Consider the following 18,429-nt stretch of genomic DNA (forward strand, 5'->3'; position numbering starts at 1 on the left):
ATGACCAAGCTGACCACCCAGAACGAATTTATCGCCCGGCATATCGGCCCACGTGAGGCCGATACCGCTGCCATGCTCGAACTGCTCGGCTACACCAGCATCGACGCGCTGACTGATAACGTCATCCCCGAGAGCATCAAGGGCTCCAGCGTCCTGGGTTCCCTGCCAGGCCTGTCGGAAGCCGACGCCCTGGCCAAGATCAAGGCCATCGCGGGCAAGAACCAGCAATTCAAAACCTACATCGGTCAGGGCTACCACGGCACCCACACGCCAAGCCCAATCCTGCGCAACCTGCTGGAAAACCCAGCGTGGTATACCGCTTACACCCCGTACCAGCCAGAGATTTCCCAGGGCCGCCTGGAGTCTTTGCTGAACTTTCAGACGCTGATCAGCGACCTCACCGGTATGCAGATCGCCAACGCCTCGCTGTTGGATGAAGCCACCGCCGCTGCCGAAGCCATGACCTTCTGCAAACGCCTGTCGAAGAACAAGGCCAGCAACGCCTTCTTCGCCTCCCAGCATTGCCACCCGCAAACCCTCGACGTGCTGCGCACCCGTGCCGAGCCGCTGGGCATTGAAGTCGTGATCGGTGACGAAGCCGCGATTACTGATACCAGCGCCTACTTCGGCGCGCTGCTGCAGTACCCGGCGAGCAATGGCGATATCTTCGACTACCGCGAACTGGTTGAGCGCTTCCACGCAGCCAACGCGCTGGTTGCTGTCGCCGCTGACCTGCTAGCCCTGACCCTGCTCACCCGCCGGGCGAGTTCGGTGCCGACGTCGCTTTGGGCAGCGCCCAGCGTTTCGGTGTGCCGCTGGGCTTCGGTGGCCCACACGCGGCCTACTTCGCCACCCGCGATGCATTTAAGCGCGATATGCCAGGCCGCCTGGTCGGCATGTCGATCGACCGCTTCGGCAAGCCGGCCCTGCGCCTGGCCATGCAAACGCGCGAGCAACATATTCGCCGCGAGAAGGCCACCAGTAACATCTGTACCGCCCAGGTCCTGCTGGCCAACATCGCCAGCATGTACGCCGTGTACCACGGCCCGAAAGGCCTGACCCAGATCGCCCAGCGCACTCACCAGTTCACCGCAATCCTGGCCAAGGGCCTGCGCGCCCTGGGTTACAGCGTTGAGCAGGCGTTCTTCTTCGACACCCTGAGCCTGGCCACCGGCAGCAACACCGCTGCTCTGCATGCAGCGGCGCGTGCTGCCAGCATCAACCTACGTGAAATCGATGGTGAGCGCCTGGGCCTGTCCCTGGATGAGACCAGCGACCAAGCAGCCGTCGAAGCGCTGTTGGCAGTATTCGCCGGCGGTAAAGCTGTACCAGCCTTCGCTGAACTGGCTGCGGGTGTGGCAGCGCAACTGCCGCAAGGCCTGCTGCGCGAATCGGAAATCCTCAGCCATCCAGTATTCAATCGCTACCACAGCGAAACCGAGCTGATGCGCTACCTGCGCAAGCTGGCCGACAAGGACCTGGCACTGGACCGCAGCATGATCCCGCTGGGTTCCTGCACCATGAAGCTCAACGCCGCCAGCGAAATGATCCCGGTGACCTGGGCCGAGTTCGGCAACCTGCACCCTTTCGCTCCAGCCGAACAGAGCCAGGGTTACGCTCAGCTGACCACTGAGCTGGAAGCCATGCTCTGCGCGGCCACCGGCTACGACGGCATCTCCCTGCAGCCGAACGCCGGCTCCCAGGGCGAGTACGCCGGTCTGCTGGCCATCCGTGCTTACCACCTGAGCCGCGGCGATGATCAGCGCGACATCTGCCTGATCCCGCAATCGGCCCACGGCACCAACCCGGCGACCGCCAGCATGGCCGGTATGCGCGTGGTGGTAACGGCGTGCGACAGCAGCGGTAACGTCGATATCGCCGACCTCAAGGCCAAGGCCGAAGAGCACAAGGATCGTCTCGCCGCACTGATGATCACCTACCCCTCGACCCACGGTGTGTTCGAGGAAGGCATCCGCGAAATCTGCCAGATCATTCACGACAACGGTGGCCAGGTGTACATCGACGGCGCCAACATGAATGCCATGGTCGGCCTCTGCGCCCCGGGCAAGTTCGGCGGCGACGTCTCGCACCTGAACCTGCACAAGACCTTCTGCATACCGCACGGCGGTGGCGGCCCAGGTGTTGGCCCGATTGGCGTCAAAGCGCACCTGATTCCGTTCCTGCCTGGCCACGGCCATATGGCCCGCAAGGAAGGTGCCGTCAGCGCCGCGCCGTTCGGCAGCGCCAGCATCCTGCCGATCACCTGGATGTACATCAGCATGATGGGCGGCGAAGGCCTCAAGCTAGCCTCGCAGATGGCCATTTTAAACGCCAACTACATCGCCCGCCGCCTGGAGGAGCACTACCCCGTGCTGTATTCGGGCAGCAATGGCCTGGTGGCGCACGAGTGCATTCTGGACATCCGCCCGATCAAGGACAGCAGCGGCATCAGCGTTGACGATGTGGCCAAGCGCCTGATCGACTTCGGCTTCCACGCCCCGACTATGTCCTTCCCGGTGGCCGGCACGCTGATGATCGAACCGACCGAAAGCGAATCCAAGGAAGAACTGGACCGCTTCTGCGACGCCATGATCGCCATCCGCGAAGAGATTCGTGCGGTGGAGCGTGGTGAACTGGATGCCAACGACAACCCGCTGAAAAACGCCCCGCACACCGCACTGGAACTGGTCGGTGAGTGGACTCACGGCTATAGCCGCGAGCAAGCGGTGTACCCGACCGCCACGCTGATCGAAGGCAAGTACTGGCCACCGGTCGGCCGCGTCGACAACGTGTTCGGCGACCGCAACCTGATCTGCGCCTGCCCGTCCATCGAGGCCTACCAGGACGCTTAAGACGATGTAAACGTAGGATGGGGCGGGCCGCGCAGGTTGAGCGCAGCGATACCCATCACGCCACACCCATCAACGATGGGTTACGCGGCGTTCAATAGCGGCGTTGCCAGCCTGTTCAGGGCAATGCGCCGCTAACCCATCCTACGGTTTTGTTTATCCAAGAATTTCGACTCACCCCTACCCGGGGCGGGTCAGTTGCACCCAAAACAACAACAAGCGAGGGATCTCACCATGTTCAGCAAGCACGACCAACTGCAAGGTTATGACGACGCCCTGCTCGCCGCGATCAACGCCGAAGAACAGCGCCAGGAAGATCACATTGAGCTGATTGCCTCGGAAAACTACTGCAGCCAGCGCGTGATGCAGGCGCAAGGCAGCGGCCTGACCAACAAGTACGCCGAAGGCTATCCGGGCAAGCGTTACTACGGTGGTTGCGAACATGTCGACAAGGTCGAAGCCCTCGCTATCGAGCGTGCCAAGCAGCTGTTCGGTGCGGACTATGCCAACGTGCAGCCGCACTCCGGCTCCTCCGCCAACAGCGCGGTGTACCTGGCGCTGATCAATGCCGGCGATACCATCCTCGGCATGAGCCTGGCCCACGGCGGTCACCTGACCCACGGCGCCAAGGTGTCGTCCTCCGGCAAGCTGTACAACGCCGTGCAATATGGCATCGACGAGCAAGGCCTGATCGATTACACCGAGGTCGAGCGCCTGGCCGTCGAGCACCAGCCGAAGATGATCGTCGCCGGTTTCTCTGCGTATTCGCGCACCCTGGATTTCGCCCGTTTCCGCGAAATCGCCGACAAGGTCGGCGCGCTGCTGTTTGTCGACATGGCCCACGTCGCGGGCTTGGTCGCCGCTGGCCTGTACCCCAACCCGATTGCGTTTGCCGATGTGGTCACCACCACCACGCACAAAACCCTGCGCGGCCCGCGTGGTGGTTTGATCCTGGCCCGCGCCAATGCCGAGATCGAGAAGAAACTCAACTCTGCGGTATTCCCCGGCAGCCAGGGCGGGCCGCTGATGCACGTGATCGCCGCCAAAGCGGTCTGCTTCAAGGAAGCGCTGGAGCCGAGTTTCAAGGCTTACCAGCAGCAGGTCATCAACAACGCCCAGGCCATGGCCGAGGTGTTCGTCGGCCGTGGCTATGACGTGGTCTCCGGCGGTACCGATAACCACCTGATGCTGATCAGCCTGGTCAAGCAAGGCCTGACCGGCAAAGCCGCCGATGCCGCCCTGGGTGCGGCGCATATCACGGTGAATAAAAACGCCGTACCGAATGACCCGCAATCGCCGTTCGTCACCTCCGGCATTCGCATTGGCACCCCGGCCGTGACCACGCGCGGTTTCAAACAAACCGAATGCCGCGAACTGGCCGGCTGGATCTGCGACATTCTTGATGACCTGGAAAACCCGGCGCTGATCGAACGCGTCCGTGATCAGGTGGCGAACCTATGCGCCAGCTTCCCGGTCTACGCTGACTAAATAAGCCGTTGAACTATGCAGCCGCGGTTACCCGCCGCGCTGCATCCACGCCACCCACGAGGTTGGCTCAACGCCGGAGAAAACATGTCACTCAGCGTTTTTGACCTATTCAAGATCGGCATCGGTCCATCCAGCTCACACACGGTCGGGCCGATGCGCGCCGCCCTGCGCTTTGCCGAAGGCCTGCGCCGCGATGATTTACTGAGCAGCACCGAGAGCCTCAAGGTCGAGCTATACGGTTCCCTCGGCGCGACCGGCAAAGGCCACGGCAGTGACAAAGCGGTGCTGCTCGGCCTAGCCGGCGAACAACCAGACACCGTCGATACCAACAGCGTCGACGCTCGCCTGGCGGCCATTCGCGACAGTGGCGAACTCAAGCTGCTCGGCGAAAAAACCATCCATTTTGTCGAGAAGCAGCACCTGGCAATGATCCGCAAGCCGCTGCCCTTTCACCCCAACGGCATGATCTTTCGCGCCTTCGATGCCGCCGGTTTACAGATCCGTTCACGCGAGTACTACTCGGTAGGCGGCGGTTTCGTGGTCGATGAACAGGCCGCCGGTGCCGACCGCATCGTCGAAGACACCACGCCGCTGCAATACCCCTTTACCACCGGAAAACAGCTGATGGCGCATTGCGCTGAGCACAACCTGTCGATCAGCCAGATAATGCTCGCCAATGAAGCAGCCTGGCGCCCGGAAGCGGAAACGCGTAAGCGCCTGCTGCAGATCTGGCAGGTGATGCAGGATTGCGTCGAAGCCGGGTGCCGCAATGAAGGCATCATGCCCGGCGGCCTCAAGGTCAAACGCCGCGCCGCCGCCCTGCACCGGCAACTGTGCAAGCACCCGGAAGCCAGCCTGCGCGATGCGCTGAGCGTGCTCGACTGGGTCAACCTCTACGCCTTGGCTGTCAACGAAGAAAACGCCAGCGGCGGCCGCGTGGTCACCGCGCCAACCAATGGCGCGGCCGGGATCGTGCCGGCGGTGCTGCATTACTACAGCCGCTTTATTCCAAGCGCCAACGATGACGGCATCGTGCGCTTTCTGCTGACCGCCGCCGCTATCGGCATTCTCTATAAAGAAAACGCCTCGATCTCCGGTGCTGAAGTCGGCTGCCAGGGCGAGGTCGGCGTGGCCTGTTCGATGGCCGCTGGGGCGCTCTGCGAAGTGCTCGGCGGCAACGTCAATCAGGTGGAAAACGCCGCCGAAATCGGCATGGAACACAACCTCGGCCTGACCTGTGACCCCATCGGCGGTCTGGTGCAGGTACCCTGCATCGAACGCAATGCCATGGGCTCGGTGAAAGCCATTAATGCGGCGCGCATGGCCTTGCGCGGTGACGGCCAGCACTTTGTCTCGCTGGATAAAGTGATCCGCACCATGCGCCAGACCGGCGCTGACATGAACAACAAATACAAGGAAACCGCCCGTGGCGGCTTGGCCGTGAACATCGTCGAGTGCTGATCACGGCAACCCATACAACCCTGTTGGCGCCACGCGCCTACACACGTAACGCTTACAGAACTGGAGAAGCGCATGACCACTGAAACTCTGGCGAAAACCCCACTACACGCCCTGCATCTCGAACTCGGCGCACGCATGGTGCCGTTCGCCGGTTATGACATGCCAGTGCAATACCCGCTGGGCGTGATGAAAGAGCACCTACATACTCGCGATCAGGCAGGCCTGTTCGACGTATCGCACATGGGTCAGATCGTCCTGCGCGGTGCGAATGCTACCAAGGCACTGGAAACGCTGGTGCCGGTGGACATCATCGACCTGCCAGTCGGCATGCAGCGCTACGCCATGTTCACCGATGAAAACGGCGGCATCCTCGATGACCTGATGGTTGCCAACCTAGGCGATGACACCCTGTTTCTGGTGGTCAACGCGGGTTGCAAAGACCAAGACCTGGCCCACCTGCAGAAGCATATTGGCAGCCAGTGTGAGATCGAAAGCCTGTTCGAAGCGCGTGCACTATTGGCGTTGCAAGGTCCGAAAGCTGTCGACGTCCTGGCGCGCCTGGCCCCAGAAGTGGCGCAGATGACCTTTATGCAATTCGCCCCCGTGCGTTTACTCGGTGTGGACTGCTACGTCAGCCGCTCCGGCTACACCGGTGAAGACGGCTACGAGATCTCGGTGCCGGCCGAACACGCCGAAACCCTGGCGCGCAGCCTGCTGGCCGAAACAGAAGTCGAGGCCATCGGTCTCGGCGCGCGCGACTCGTTGCGCCTGGAAGCCGGCCTGTGCCTGTATGGCCACGACATGAGCACAAGCGTTACGCCGATCGAAGCCAGCCTGCTGTGGGCAATCTCCAAACCGCGCCGCGCCGACGGTGCCCGCGCGGGCGGCTTCCCAGGTGCCGAGCGCATTTTCGCCCAGCAACAAGCTGGCGTTGCCAGCAAGCGTGTTGGCCTGCTGCCGCAGGAGCGCGTGCCGGTGCGTGAAGGCGCGGAAATCGTCGATGCCGACGGCAAGGTAATTGGTACCGTGACCAGCGGTGGTTTCGGACCGACACTGGGCGCGCCAGTGGCCATGGGTTATGTGCAGAGCAGCCATATCGCCCTGGACACTGAGCTGTGGGCCATCGTGCGTGGCAAGCGCGTAGCGATGAAAGTCGCCAAAACGCCGTTCGTGCCTCAACGCTACTACCGCGGCTAACCCCTGCCCCAACGTAGCCCGGATTGCATCCGGGCTACTCGCTACCCGCCGCTGGCGGACAGGGCCAGCAGCCCTGGCCATCAACCGCAGCGCTACTCGCGCAACTGCCCGACCATCGCCGCGGCAACGCTCAACACATCCTTACCCAACTGTTTGGAACGTTCGCCGTTCCAGCCCGTTTGCGGGTTAGGCCGGTCATCGTGATCCTTGAACGGCATTTCGATGGTGAACGCCAGGCAATCAAACTCCAGCCCCACCGCATTGCAGGCCAGGGTGGTATTGGCCTGACCGAACTGGTCAGGGTATAACCGAAAGTGGTCTGAAACTCGGCGCCGTTATCAATCAACAACTGCCGAAACTGCTGCTCCAAATGTGCAAGGCGCGGGCTGTAGCCCGGATTGCCTTCACAGCCGGCGGTAAACACATGCGGTATTTCCTCATCACCATGAATATCCAGGAACAGATCAACGCCCACGGCGCGCATCTGCTGCTGGACGAAGCACACCTCTGGGCTGTCCGCCTCAGTGGCTGATTGCCAGGCACGGTTGAGGTCGCGACCAGCGACGTTGGTCCGCAAATGGCCACGAAAGGCACCATCCGGGTTCATGTTCGGCACCAGGTAAAGGTCGGCCTGCTGCAGCAAGGCATTCATCTCGGCGTCATCACGCAGTTGCAGACGCTCCAGCAGCCCTTCCATAAACCACTCAGCCATATGCTCGCCCGGATGCTGCTGGGCAATCAGCCAGATCTTGCGCAGCGCCTGCGGATTGCGGCTGATGCGCAGCAACTCGATTGGCCGCCCCTCGATGCTCTTACCCGTGGCAAACAGCTCGGCGCCCGCCAACCGCTGCGCATCCTCGATCAACTGGCTATGGCGCTCGCGGCTGTAGGGCTCGAAATAGGCGAACCAGATCTGTCCATGCTGCGGCTCGATGTCGAACTTCAGCGCGCCCTCTTCAAAGCGGCTGGGCACCCGAAACCAGTCGCGCTGATCGTAAGAGGCAACAGCGTGGTAACCGCTCCAGGCATTCTTGTAAGACGACTGCCCGGCATTGCCCAGGCTAAAGCCGTAAGGCTGACCAGGCTGCAAGCCCTCGACCTTGAAGTGGAACCACTGGAAATGTTCACTGTTGAGATCCGGACGAATCGCCAGCTGCACCTGCAGTGGGTTGCTGGCGTCGATGACCTCGATATTGCCGCTGTCGAAGTTGGAGCTGATCTGCATGGGGACCTCGATGGCTTGGGGCGCAAGAGTGAACAAGAATCGCAGCTCTGGCGCAGCAGCGAAACGCTGCAGGCGACAAACTGATATGGATTCTGCAACTGCGACCGACACTCGCGCCTGCAACAACCCTCGGACAACGCGCAACTTACCAGTAAGCCTGCAGTCTGGTGTTTAACCGCCTCAGGTTCTACTTAACCCCCAACGCCACCTTTAAGGGAGCAGCCATACGCATGATCAAACCGCTGCCAAGCCATCGTTCACTGGTAATCCTGCTCTGCGCAGGAATGCTGCTGGTCGGCTGCGCCAACCAGTCAGAGCAAAATCGTAACGCTCCGCCGCCACAGAAAACCGCTGCGGCCAGCGAAAATAGCGTCGACGAGGCCAACCTGCGCAGCCAGGCCAACCGGGGTGACCTAGACAGTCAGTTCCAGCTCGCCAGCCTGTACTTCGTCGGCAAACCGCACAAAGACCTCAAACAGGCTGAGTACTGGTGGAAACTCGCCGCCGACAAAGGCCACGCCATGGCTGCCGTGAGCCTGGCCTACCTGTACACCGGCCGCGACAATCCAGACTTCAACAACCCCCAACTGATGCTCAAGTACCTCAACCAATCAGCCGCTGGTGGCAACCCGATGGCTCAACACATCCTTGGCAACCTTTACCTCAAGGGCGCACAAGGCGTGCCGCGCGACCCGATCCAGGCCAAAGCGTTGTTCCAGAGCGCCTGCCAGCAACGCTATGCCGCCAGCTGTGAAGCCCTCAACAAGGCCCCTTAACAACCTCGCATCAAGCCTCGGTAGCGGGCTCCGCCAGCTCGCTTGCCGGCTGCTCAGGCTGTTGCGGCTCAGCCTCATCAACCGGCTCGCCCAACCACTCATTGGTTGACTGCTGCACCTCGTCCACCTGCTTATTGAGCTCTTTCACCGTCTCATCAACCGCTTCGCGGGCGACATCCACCACGGCTTGTTCGGCCTTTTCAGCCAGCTTTTGCGCAGACTGCTCAGCCGCCTCACAACCGACCAGGCCGATCAGTACCAACCCCAGCACACCCATTTGCATCGACTTACGCATAACGTTCTCCAGAAGCAGCCGTGAGCGGTCTGATTGACGACCGCGATCCAGTGACCATGACCCGGATTGATCTAGCACAAACAGGGACTCACTGGTGCGGGCGCAAATGTAGGGAGGCACACGGATTTACTCAATTGCATAGAGTTTGCAAGGTGTTACCAGTCCGCTAGGCGCGCACTGGCAATGCAGGGTGCTAGGCGTAATGCATCGTTCATTTCGCTGGCACAAAAGGACACTAGGCAATTACGCGCAGACGTGGTTAATAATGTTCCCTGTACACACCAGAAACACCAGGTCATGCAGACCCGCGAGCGTTCATCGCAACTAAAGGATTAAGTCGTGCTGTTACGCCATGCATTTTTCTTCGTCACGGCCTTGATAACTGCCGTCCCGGCTGCAGCCGAAACGGTGCACTTTGTAACCGAGGAATTCCCACCGCTCAGTTTTTCGCGCGGCGGTATTGCCAGCGGCGCGCTGCCCGAGATAGTTAATGCAACCTGTGGCCTCTTGCAGTGGCATTGCGAAATTGAAGTATTGCCTTGGCGGCGCGCCCTGCAACAAGCCGAAGACGGTGAAGTTGATGGTATTTTCACTGTGATTCAGTCGCCTGCACGACGTAAGGAATTTCTTATCACCCCCATGGTGGTGACCTCCGGCTACGACTTTTACACCCTGCGTTCAAATCACTTTCAATTCACTCAACCCGATGATTTGCGCGGGCGCCAGATCGGCGTATACGGACCGTCCGGAACTTCATTCGTCCTGCAGGAAAGCCTGAAAAACACCCCGGATGTCGACATTAAATTGGTGACCAACAACCATCGTCTGCTCCTGATGCTTAATGCTGGGCGCTTTGGTGAAAAGGGTTTGGTATTACTTAATCGCGATGTTGCTCGTCACTTGATCGAGCATGAATATCTCTACGCGCTGCGTAACGCCGGACATTTGACGTCAATTTCATACGGCATTGGTTTTTCCCGCAAGCGAGTCAGCCCAGTAAAGTTCCAGGCATTTAATCGCGGGCTGAATACACTGCGTAATAACGGCCAGCTTGCAACCATCGTGCAGCGTTACGGTCTACAACCTGCCAATTAAGCACGCTGGACATTTAACTTGGCTTCGCCATAATTGCCGGGCGCAGCCTAATTAGCCCTTTAACAAACCTGACAACTCGTTCAGGTAATCCACAATAAAAGGGCAAACAGACGCGGCAATAGTCATCAACACTATTGGCCACGCTTATTAAATGCGCGAACTAAACCTGTTTGGCGGCCTCAAGTGCCCAGGCCCTATGCCTGGCATCCAGCCACTATTCTGTTCAAGACCATGGGTAACTACGTGACGAAAGACGAACTGCGCGCCGAACTCGAGCGCCAGGCGCAGCGTTACAAGGATGTATACGGCGGAGAAGTGATTACCTACGCCGCTCAACCGGACCCCGAGCGCAAGCCGTGGCGCAAGAAGGCTAACCTTCTCGACCAAGCGTTTGAAAAAGAACTGGTAAAAATCGAAAAAGAGCTCCAATCCAAGGCCGACGAAGCAGCTGGCTGACGCCCCGCCGCATCAGTCAGATAGCGTGGCCATCCCTAACTGGATGGCCACGCCTTCAGCGCCGCTTACCGCCCATCAGCGACCCCAACAAACCACGTACCAACTGCCGACCAATCTGATTAGCCGCCTGGCGCATAGCGGTTTTCATCACCTGGCTGGCCAAACCGCCCAGCAGCTCGCCCGCAGCACCGGCCATACCGCCTCCGACCTCGCTCTTGCTCGCTGAACTCGGGTTATTGGACTCTGCCTGCTGCGCAGCTTGCTCTGCACGCGCCGTCAGCAACTCATAGGCGGACTCACGATCGATTGGCTTGTCATAACGTCCCCGCAACGCGGACTGCTGGATCAACGCTGCTCGCTCGCTTTCACTCAACGGACCAATACGCGACTGCGGCGGCGCCACAGCAACACGCTGAACCATGGCCGGCGTGCCTTTGGCCTCCAGCGTGCCAACCAAGGCTTCACCGATCCCCAGCTCGGTGAGTACCGTCAACGTGTCGATAGCCGGATTCGGCCGGAAGCCATCGGCCACCGCGCGCAGTGACTTCTGCTCTTTAGCGGTAAAGGCGCGCAGGCCGTGTTGAATACGCAGGCCAAGCTGCGCCAGCACATCGTCCGGCAAGTCGCCTGGCGACTGGGTGACGAAATACACCCCCACACCTTTTGAGCGAATCAGTCGCACCACCTGCTCAAGACGCTCCTGCAAGGCCTTGGGAGTATCGGCAAACAACAGGTGCGCCTCATCAAAGAACAGCGCCAGCAGCGGCTTGTCGGCATCTCCGCGCTCCGGCAGCTGCTCGAACAGTTCAGCCAACAGCCAGAGCAGGAAGGTCGCGTAGACCTTCGGTGCCTCATGCACCAGACGGCTGGCGTCGAGCAGATGAATGCGCCCGCGACCATCGCGGTCCGGATGCAGGATGTCTTCCAGTTGCAGCGCCGGCTCGCCAAACAGCGCATCGGCACCTTGCTGTTCCAGGCCCGCCAATTTGCGCAGCAGGGCTTGCGATGACGTGTTGGTAAACAACGCGCTGTCTTCGCCCAGCACCTCGGGGTGGTTCTTCAGATGCGCCAACAGCGCCTTGAGGTCTTTCAGATCGAGCAGCAGCAAACCTTCGCGGTCCGCCACCTTGAATGCGGCATAGAGTGCGGCTTGCTGGCTGTCTGTCAGCTCCAACAACGCACCGAGCAGCAAAGGCCCCATCTCACTCAATGTGGTGCGCAGCGGATGGCCGCTCTTGCCCTGCACATCCCATAGCGTTACCGGGTAAGCCATCGGCTGGTGATTGAGCCAGGGCATGCTGGCGATGCGCTCAGCCACCTTGCCTTGCGGCGTGCCGGCAGCGCCCAGACCGCAGAGGTCGCCTTTAACATCAGCGGCAAACACCGCCACGCCAGCATCGCTGAAGGTTTCAATCAAGCGCTGCAGGGTCACCGTTTTGCCAGTGCCCGTCGCGCCGGCAATCAGCCCGTGTCGATTGGCCAAACGCAACGCCTGCCCCACCGGCATCCCTTGAAGATCGGCCCCTACAACAAACTGCTCGGTTTGCGCCATCTTGTTATCTCCATGGTTAAAGCTTTACTGCAACTAAGCCGACATAGTCAGCATGCCGCATACCCTGCGACAGCCACTGCCTTACATCAGCTCAAGACTGATGCCAGAACTTAACGGACGCAAGAAGCCATGACCAACAACCTGAAGTTCAGCCACAAGATTCTGCTCGCCGCCTCACTGGTGGTGATCGCTGCATTCTCGCTGTTCACCCTGTACAACGATTATCTGCAACGCAATGCCATTCGCGCGGATCTGGAAAGTTATCTGCATGAAATGGGTGAGGTGACCGCCAGTAACATCTCAAACTGGTTGTCCGGACGTATCTTGCTGGTGGAAAACGTCGCGCAGTCGGTTGCCCGTGACGCCTCCAGTGAGGTGCTGACCGGCTTGCTGGAGCAGAAAGTACTGACGTCGACCTTCGACTTTACCTACCTCGGCAGTGCCGACGGCGAATTCACCATGCGCCCGGACGACGAAATGCCAGCCGATTTCGACCCGCGCACGCGTCCCTGGTATAAGGATGCCATGGCCGCCGGCGGTAGCACCCTGACCGAACCCTATATTGACGCTGCCAGCGGCGAGTTGATTATCACCATCGCCTCACCCGCCAAAGCAGCAGGCGTCGCCGCCGGCGATCTGAGCCTCAATACTCTGGTAGAGATCATCAACTTGCTGGATCTCGATGGCATCGGCTATGCATTTCTGATCAGCGCTGACGGCAAGATCCTGGTGCACCCGGACAAGTCCTTGGTGATGAAGAACCTCAGCGAGGTCTACCCGCAGAACACGCCACGGATCAGTAGTGATTTCAGCGAGACAGAGCTCAATGGCGAAGAACGCATCCTCACCTTTGCCCCGGTCAAGGGGCTGCCCTCGGTGAACTGGCATGTCGGCCTGTCCATCGACAAGGATGCAGCCTATTCGATGCTCAGCGAGTTCCGCGCCTCGGCAATCGTAGCCACCATCATCGCTGTGGTGCTGATCATGCTGCTGCTGAGTATGCTGATCAGCGTGCTGATGCAGCCGCTGAATGTCATGGGCAAAGCCATGGAGGACATCGCCCAAGGCGAGGGCGACCTGACCAAGCGCCTGAGCATTCAGTCCAACGATGAGTTCGGCCGCCTAGCCACAGCCTTCAACCGCTTCGTCGAACGTATCCACAGCTCGATCCGCGAAGTGTCATCCGCCACCAGCCAGGTCAATGAAGTGGCCAAACTGGTGGTCGGAGCCTCCAACTCGTCGATGATCAACTCGGATGAACAGGCCAGCCGCACCAACAGCGTCGCCGCGGCAATCAACGAACTGGGCGCAGCCGCCCAGGAGATCGCGCGCAATGCGGCCGATGCCTCCAACCAAGCCTCCGACGCGCGTCATCTGGCAGAAGACGGTCGCCAGGTCGTAGAGAAGACCATCCAGGCGATGAATGAACTGTCGGGCAAGATCAGCGCCTCTTGCAGCAATATCGAAACACTCAACAGCAAAACAGTGAACATCGGGCAGATTCTTGAAGTTATCAAAAGTATCTCCCAGCAAACCAACTTGCTCGCCCTCAACGCGGCCATTGAAGCTGCACGTGCAGGCGAAGCCGGGCGTGGCTTTGCGGTGGTCGCCGATGAAGTCCGTAACCTGGCCCATCGCACTCAGGAGTCGGCGCAGGAAATCGAGAAAATGATCGAAGAGCTGCAAGTCGGCTCCCGCGAGTCGGTCACCACCATGACTGAAAGCCAGCGCTACAGCGAAGAAAGCGTGGAGATCGCTAACCAAGCCGGCGCCCGCCTAAGCAGCGTCACCGAACGTATCGGTGAAATTGATGGCATGAACCAGTCGGTGGCCACCGCAACCGAGGAGCAGACCTCGGTGATCGAATCGCTCAACGTCGACATCACCGAAATCAACACCCTTAACCAGGAAGGCGTAGAAAACCTCAACGCCACCCTGCGCGCCTGCGGAGACTTGGAGCAACAGGCCAGCCGCCTCAAGCACTTGGTCGACAGTTTCCGCATTTAACAGGCTTAACGCGATCAGCTGAGCGCCGGCCCTGCGGCGTTAAAACAAACGGGGCGCTCAATGAGCGCCCCGTTTTTATTTCTGCTTATCGCTGTCCGTTGGCGACTTCGACTGTTCGTCTTGCTGCAACTGTCGCCACAACTCAGCTGCATCGGCAAACTCAGTGCCGTTCTCAGGGGTCAGTGCCTGCGGGTCATAACGTTGCGTACAGCCCTCTCCCAACACGGGAGGCGCGCTGGATGTTGCACGCGCGAGCGGATCGTTCATAACCCCTCCTTACACGCAGCCTTGGGCGCTAGTTAAGCGCCAGACGACCTTCGTCATGCTGGGCAAACTCCTTGACCGCACGCAGCACATCACTGCGGCTAACCTGACCAACCAGACGCCCGTCTTCGATAACCGGTAGGCGCCGACGTCGGCCGCGCAGGAAGCGCTCGGAGATTTCGATGATATCCGCCTCAGGCGAAATCACTTCAACCTCGGTGGTCATATAGGCGCTGACATTTCCCCCCGTGGCTTCGTAATAAGCCCCGGAAAGAATACCGCGCAAGCAGTCACCCTCCGACAGCAACCCCACCAGGTGACCTTGCCCGTCAACCACCGGCGCACCGGATATGCGGTGTTCGAGCAAACGATTGATAGCGGTAAACAGGTTCATTTCAGGGCGAAAAGTCACCAGATTGCGGGTCATGTAATCACGTACTTTGATTGACTTGAGCATCAGTAATCTCCTCTGCCTGCGCTGAACCGAAGGACTGCTTACACGTCAGTCGAATACCACCGTCTTATTGTCATGCACCAGCACTCGGTCTTCTAAGTGATAGCGTAGACCACGCGACAGCACCATCTTCTCGACATCTTTACCCAGACGCACCATCTCTTCGATGCTGTCACGGTGGCTGACGCGCACCACGTCCTGCTCGATGATCGGGCCGGCGTCCAACTCTTCGGTGACATAGTGCGAGGTCGCACCAATCAACTTAACCCCACGCAACGACGCCTGATGATAGGGCTTGGCCCCGACAAACGACGGCAGGAAGCTGTGATGGATATTGATTACCCGCTGCGAGAACTCCGCACACAGCTTTGCCGGGAGAATTTGCATATAGCGCGCCAGCACAATCACGTCAGCGTCATGGGCTTTTACCAAACGCTCGACTTCATCAAAGGCGGGTTGTTTGTCTTCAGGGTTAACCGGTACGTGGAAGAACGGAATGCCATGCCACTCGACCATGCTGCGCAAGTCATTGTGGTTGGAAATCACACAAGGAATGTCGCAATCCAGTTCATTACTGTGCCAGCGGTGCAACAAATCAGCCAGGCAATGGGATTCACGGCTGGCCATCAACACCACACGCTTCTTCTGCGCCGAATCGGTGACCCGCCACTCCATAGAAAACTCGCGGCCAATCGGCGCAAATGCCTGGCGGAAACCGTCCAGGTCAAACGGCAGTGAGTCGGCACGGATCTCGTGACGCATAAAGAACCAACCGCTCTGGTTATCCGAGTGATGACTCGCTTCGGTAATCCAACCGTTATAGGTGGCCAAAAAGTTACTGACCTTGGCCACGATTCCAACCCGGTCTGGGCAGGCAATAACCAATCGAAAAGTACGCATTAACGGCTCCAGCACGCAAATAAAGTCGGCCATTCTAGACACAGCAAGAGAAAACTGCAGTACTCAAACAGCCTTGGAGAGCTGCTGTCGGGGCAAAGCAGACTGTCTCTGCAACTCAATTAGGGAAAAAACAAAAAGCACTACCTGCTGAATATGCCCACGCGACCATTAAGAAAATGGCCAATAAGTTACTTAGCAATACAATTCATAAAAAATACCCATAAAGCGGTTTACTTGTGAAAAGTGCCTGACTACTATTGCTTTCACTTAATCGTCAATTTCTTATACAGGCACGCCCCACATGTCGCTCATCAACGAATACCGCGCTACCGAAGAAGCCATCAAAGAACTGCAAGACCGCCTGAAGAACATGTCGCAAGACGACAAGCTGCAAAAAGAATTGGAATTCGAAGGCAAACTGCGCGCACTGATGGGTGAATACCAAAAGTCGCTGCGTGACATCATTGCCATGCTTGACCCGGAAGCCAGAAGCAGCAAAAGCCTGCGTCCAGCCAAAACTACTGCGACCAAGCGCGCGCGCAAAGTTAAGCAGTATAAAAATCCGAACACTGGCGATGTGATTGAAACCAAAGGTGGCAACCACAAAACGCTGAAAGAGTGGAAAGCTAAGTGGGGCAGCGACGTTGTTGAGAGCTGGGTAACCCTGCTGGACTGAGCCACCGCACAAATAGCCCCGCGCTAAATAAAAACGCCAGCAATGCTGGCGTTTTTTGTGGCCGCTATGTTTAACAGCCAAACGTATTACAAGGCATATTGCTGGCGCAGCCGCTCGGCATACGCGCGCCATTCCAGTAACACCGCTTGTTGCTCAGCATTAGCACCTGCAAACACCTGCACCAGGGCCTGCTCGAACTGCTCAAGGGTATTCGGCGCACCGTATTCAGGGTGGCTCAGGCGTTGCTGGCAGAAGGTTCGCCAGCGCTGCTGCTCCTCAGTGCTCAGGGTCGCGGCAAAGTTGCGCGCCCGGTAACGAAACAGCAACTCAGTTAACCGCGCATCATCAAAGGGCCAAACAGCCTCCCCCAAACGTTGCGGATCAGCACGGCGTACCTGCTCGCACAAACGCCGGTCACGGTCACCGATAAAACCATCGTACAACTGTTGTTCCGGGTCTTGATTAGGTGCGAATTGCTCTTCGGCATACACCTGCAGCAGTTTTTCATGCCAAAGAGCAGACTTAGCCTGTAATTGTTCGGCCTGTGCCTGATAGGCCGGAATGTCGAGTTGCAGGCGTTGAATATCCTGCGCACGTAATACGTTCATCGGCGCAACAACCGGGCAACGGTTGATATGCAGCAACTTAAGCGGCACCGGCAACTCACCCTCAGCCAATTGATCACGGCGGGTGTAAAGACGCGTGCGTAATGTCTCAGCGTTCTCATTGAGTAGCGGCGCAATGTCCGCCTGCAAATCACAGACGATCAGCGCATTGCGATTACGTGGATGCCAGGCCAAAGGCAGCACCACTGCCAGATAATGCCGCGCGCCGGCATAACGGCCGGATATATGTACCAACGGCTGCAATAGGCGTATCTGATCCTGCACCCGTTGTTTAATGCGCAATTGATAGAGATAGTCATACAACTTCGGCTGTTTGCTACGCAGCAACCGCGCCAGGGCGATAGTCGCCCGCACATCGGATAACGCGTCATGAGCCTGGCCATGCGCAATGCCGTTTGCGGCCGTCAGACGCTCGAGTTTGAGGGTCACCCGCCCCTCCTCTTGCGGCCAAACGATACCCTCCGGACGCAATGCATAGGCGGTACGCACCAGGTCAATCAGGTCCCAACGGCTATTACCACCCTGCCATTCACGGGCATAGGGGTCATAGAAGTTGCGATACAGGCTGTAGCGCGTGACCTCGTCGTCAAAGCGCAGGCTGTTGTAGCCCACGCCGCACGTGCCGGGCTGCGACAGCTCAGCATGCACACGGCTCATAAACTCGGCTTCATCCAGGCCATGCTCGGCTAACTTGCCCGGAGTAATCCCGGTGACCAGGCAGGCGGCTGGGTGCGGCAGAATGTCGTCACTGGGCTGGCAGTAGATATTCAGCGGCTGATCAATTTCATTCAGGTTTTCATCGGTACGAATCCCCGCCACCTGCAATGGCCGGTCGCGGCGCGGGTCAATGCCCGTGGTTTCGTAGTCGTACCAAAAGAGGCTAGAAGTCACAGTAACGTCCTAATGCTGAGGCACAGGCAGTCTAGCACCCTGCTGCTAACGCGCAGACAAGCGCAGCCCCTGCGCCAGCCACCTGTGGCAGGCGCACGGGCTGCATTTAAGTCGCGCAAAACCCCGCTATTGCTAATAAATAGCCCTTCTCCGCCAACTCTTGTGACCGCGCCGGTTGCGCCGCTGCTTGCTGCTGGCTAGCATCGGGCTTTACTCG

General features: G+C 59.0%; 14 protein-coding genes and 2 pseudogenes. 9 read left to right on the forward strand and 7 right to left on the reverse strand.

Going from position 1 to position 18,429, the window contains the following annotated elements; translation table 11 throughout:
• The 4 genes and pseudogenes from gcvP to gcvT all read left to right on the forward strand — a co-directional run bounded on the left by gcvP (position 1) and on the right by gcvT (position 6,995).
• Positions 1 to 2,852, forward strand: a pseudogene (gcvP, locus tag ACEPAJ_RS17445) (aminomethyl-transferring glycine dehydrogenase).
• 231 nt (positions 2,853 to 3,083) lie between these two features.
• Positions 3,084 to 4,337, forward strand: coding sequence for a serine hydroxymethyltransferase (gene glyA / locus ACEPAJ_RS17450; RefSeq protein ID WP_425916547.1), 1,254 nt, complete (start codon positions 3,084 to 3,086; stop codon positions 4,335 to 4,337).
• An 84-nt stretch (positions 4,338 to 4,421) separates the two neighbouring features.
• Positions 4,422 to 5,798, forward strand: a complete 1,377-nt coding sequence (locus tag ACEPAJ_RS17455; protein WP_425916549.1) for an L-serine ammonia-lyase — start codon at positions 4,422 to 4,424, stop codon at positions 5,796 to 5,798.
• A gap of 72 nt (positions 5,799 to 5,870) precedes the next feature.
• Positions 5,871 to 6,995, forward strand: a complete 1,125-nt coding sequence (gcvT, locus tag ACEPAJ_RS17460; RefSeq protein WP_425916551.1) for a glycine cleavage system aminomethyltransferase GcvT — start codon at positions 5,871 to 5,873, stop codon at positions 6,993 to 6,995.
• A 92-nt stretch (positions 6,996 to 7,087) separates the two neighbouring features.
• Here gcvT and ACEPAJ_RS17465 read toward each other — a convergent pair.
• Positions 7,088 to 8,220: pseudogene (locus ACEPAJ_RS17465) on the reverse strand (M14 family metallopeptidase).
• Positions 8,221 to 8,450: 230 nt separating this feature from the next.
• On the opposite strand from ACEPAJ_RS17465, the gene ACEPAJ_RS17470 reads away from it, so the two are divergent.
• Positions 8,451 to 8,996 (forward strand): tetratricopeptide repeat protein, encoded by a 546-nt coding sequence (locus ACEPAJ_RS17470; RefSeq protein WP_090248929.1) that lies wholly within the window; start codon positions 8,451 to 8,453, stop codon positions 8,994 to 8,996.
• 10 nt (positions 8,997 to 9,006) lie between these two features.
• Here the strand turns inward: ACEPAJ_RS17470 and ACEPAJ_RS17475 are convergent, their stop codons facing one another.
• Entirely contained in the window at positions 9,007 to 9,291 is a 285-nt protein-coding gene (locus tag ACEPAJ_RS17475; protein ID WP_090248931.1) for a hypothetical protein, read from the reverse strand.
• Between the two features lie 339 nt (positions 9,292 to 9,630).
• On the opposite strand from ACEPAJ_RS17475, the gene ACEPAJ_RS17480 reads away from it, so the two are divergent.
• Entirely contained in the window at positions 9,631 to 10,386 is a 756-nt protein-coding gene (locus ACEPAJ_RS17480; RefSeq protein ID WP_425916553.1) for a substrate-binding periplasmic protein, read from the forward strand.
• 243 nt (positions 10,387 to 10,629) lie between these two features.
• Complete coding sequence (locus ACEPAJ_RS17485; protein WP_090251216.1) at positions 10,630 to 10,842, forward strand: hypothetical protein; 213 nt, start codon at positions 10,630 to 10,632, stop codon at positions 10,840 to 10,842.
• A gap of 55 nt (positions 10,843 to 10,897) precedes the next feature.
• Here the strand turns inward: ACEPAJ_RS17485 and ACEPAJ_RS17490 are convergent, their stop codons facing one another.
• Positions 10,898 to 12,394, reverse strand: coding sequence for a helicase HerA-like domain-containing protein (locus ACEPAJ_RS17490; RefSeq protein ID WP_425916555.1), 1,497 nt, complete (start codon positions 12,392 to 12,394; stop codon positions 10,898 to 10,900).
• A gap of 129 nt (positions 12,395 to 12,523) precedes the next feature.
• On the opposite strand from ACEPAJ_RS17490, the gene ACEPAJ_RS17495 reads away from it, so the two are divergent.
• Entirely contained in the window at positions 12,524 to 14,401 is a 1,878-nt protein-coding gene (locus ACEPAJ_RS17495; RefSeq protein ID WP_425916557.1) for a methyl-accepting chemotaxis protein, read from the forward strand.
• 75 nt (positions 14,402 to 14,476) lie between these two features.
• On the opposite strand, the gene ACEPAJ_RS17500 is transcribed toward ACEPAJ_RS17495, so the two are convergent.
• The 3 genes from ACEPAJ_RS17500 to purU are packed head-to-tail and all read right to left on the reverse strand — an operon-like array spanning position 14,477 to position 16,019.
• Positions 14,477 to 14,668 carry a hypothetical protein gene (locus tag ACEPAJ_RS17500; protein ID WP_425916559.1) on the reverse strand — a complete coding sequence of 64 codons (192 nt, stop codon included), beginning with the start codon at positions 14,666 to 14,668 and terminating at the stop codon, positions 14,477 to 14,479.
• A gap of 28 nt (positions 14,669 to 14,696) precedes the next feature.
• Positions 14,697 to 15,122 carry a CBS domain-containing protein gene (locus tag ACEPAJ_RS17505; RefSeq protein ID WP_425916561.1) on the reverse strand — a complete coding sequence of 142 codons (426 nt, stop codon included), beginning with the start codon at positions 15,120 to 15,122 and terminating at the stop codon, positions 14,697 to 14,699.
• 45 nt (positions 15,123 to 15,167) lie between these two features.
• Positions 15,168 to 16,019 (reverse strand): formyltetrahydrofolate deformylase, encoded by an 852-nt coding sequence (gene purU / locus ACEPAJ_RS17510; RefSeq protein ID WP_425916563.1) that lies wholly within the window; start codon positions 16,017 to 16,019, stop codon positions 15,168 to 15,170.
• Positions 16,020 to 16,320: 301 nt separating this feature from the next.
• On the opposite strand from purU, the gene mvaT reads away from it, so the two are divergent.
• Complete coding sequence (mvaT, locus tag ACEPAJ_RS17515; RefSeq protein WP_274089629.1) at positions 16,321 to 16,695, forward strand: histone-like nucleoid-structuring protein MvaT; 375 nt, start codon at positions 16,321 to 16,323, stop codon at positions 16,693 to 16,695.
• Between the two features lie 86 nt (positions 16,696 to 16,781).
• On the opposite strand, the gene sbcB is transcribed toward mvaT, so the two are convergent.
• Positions 16,782 to 18,212: an exodeoxyribonuclease I gene (gene sbcB, locus ACEPAJ_RS17520; protein WP_425916566.1), complete on the reverse strand. Its 1,431-nt coding sequence runs from the start codon at positions 18,210 to 18,212 to the stop codon at positions 16,782 to 16,784.
• Positions 18,213 to 18,429 lie beyond the last annotated feature (217 nt).

This window comes from Pseudomonas sp. GWSMS-1, from assembly GCF_049847425.1.
GTDB lineage: Bacteria > Pseudomonadota > Gammaproteobacteria > Pseudomonadales > Pseudomonadaceae > Aquipseudomonas.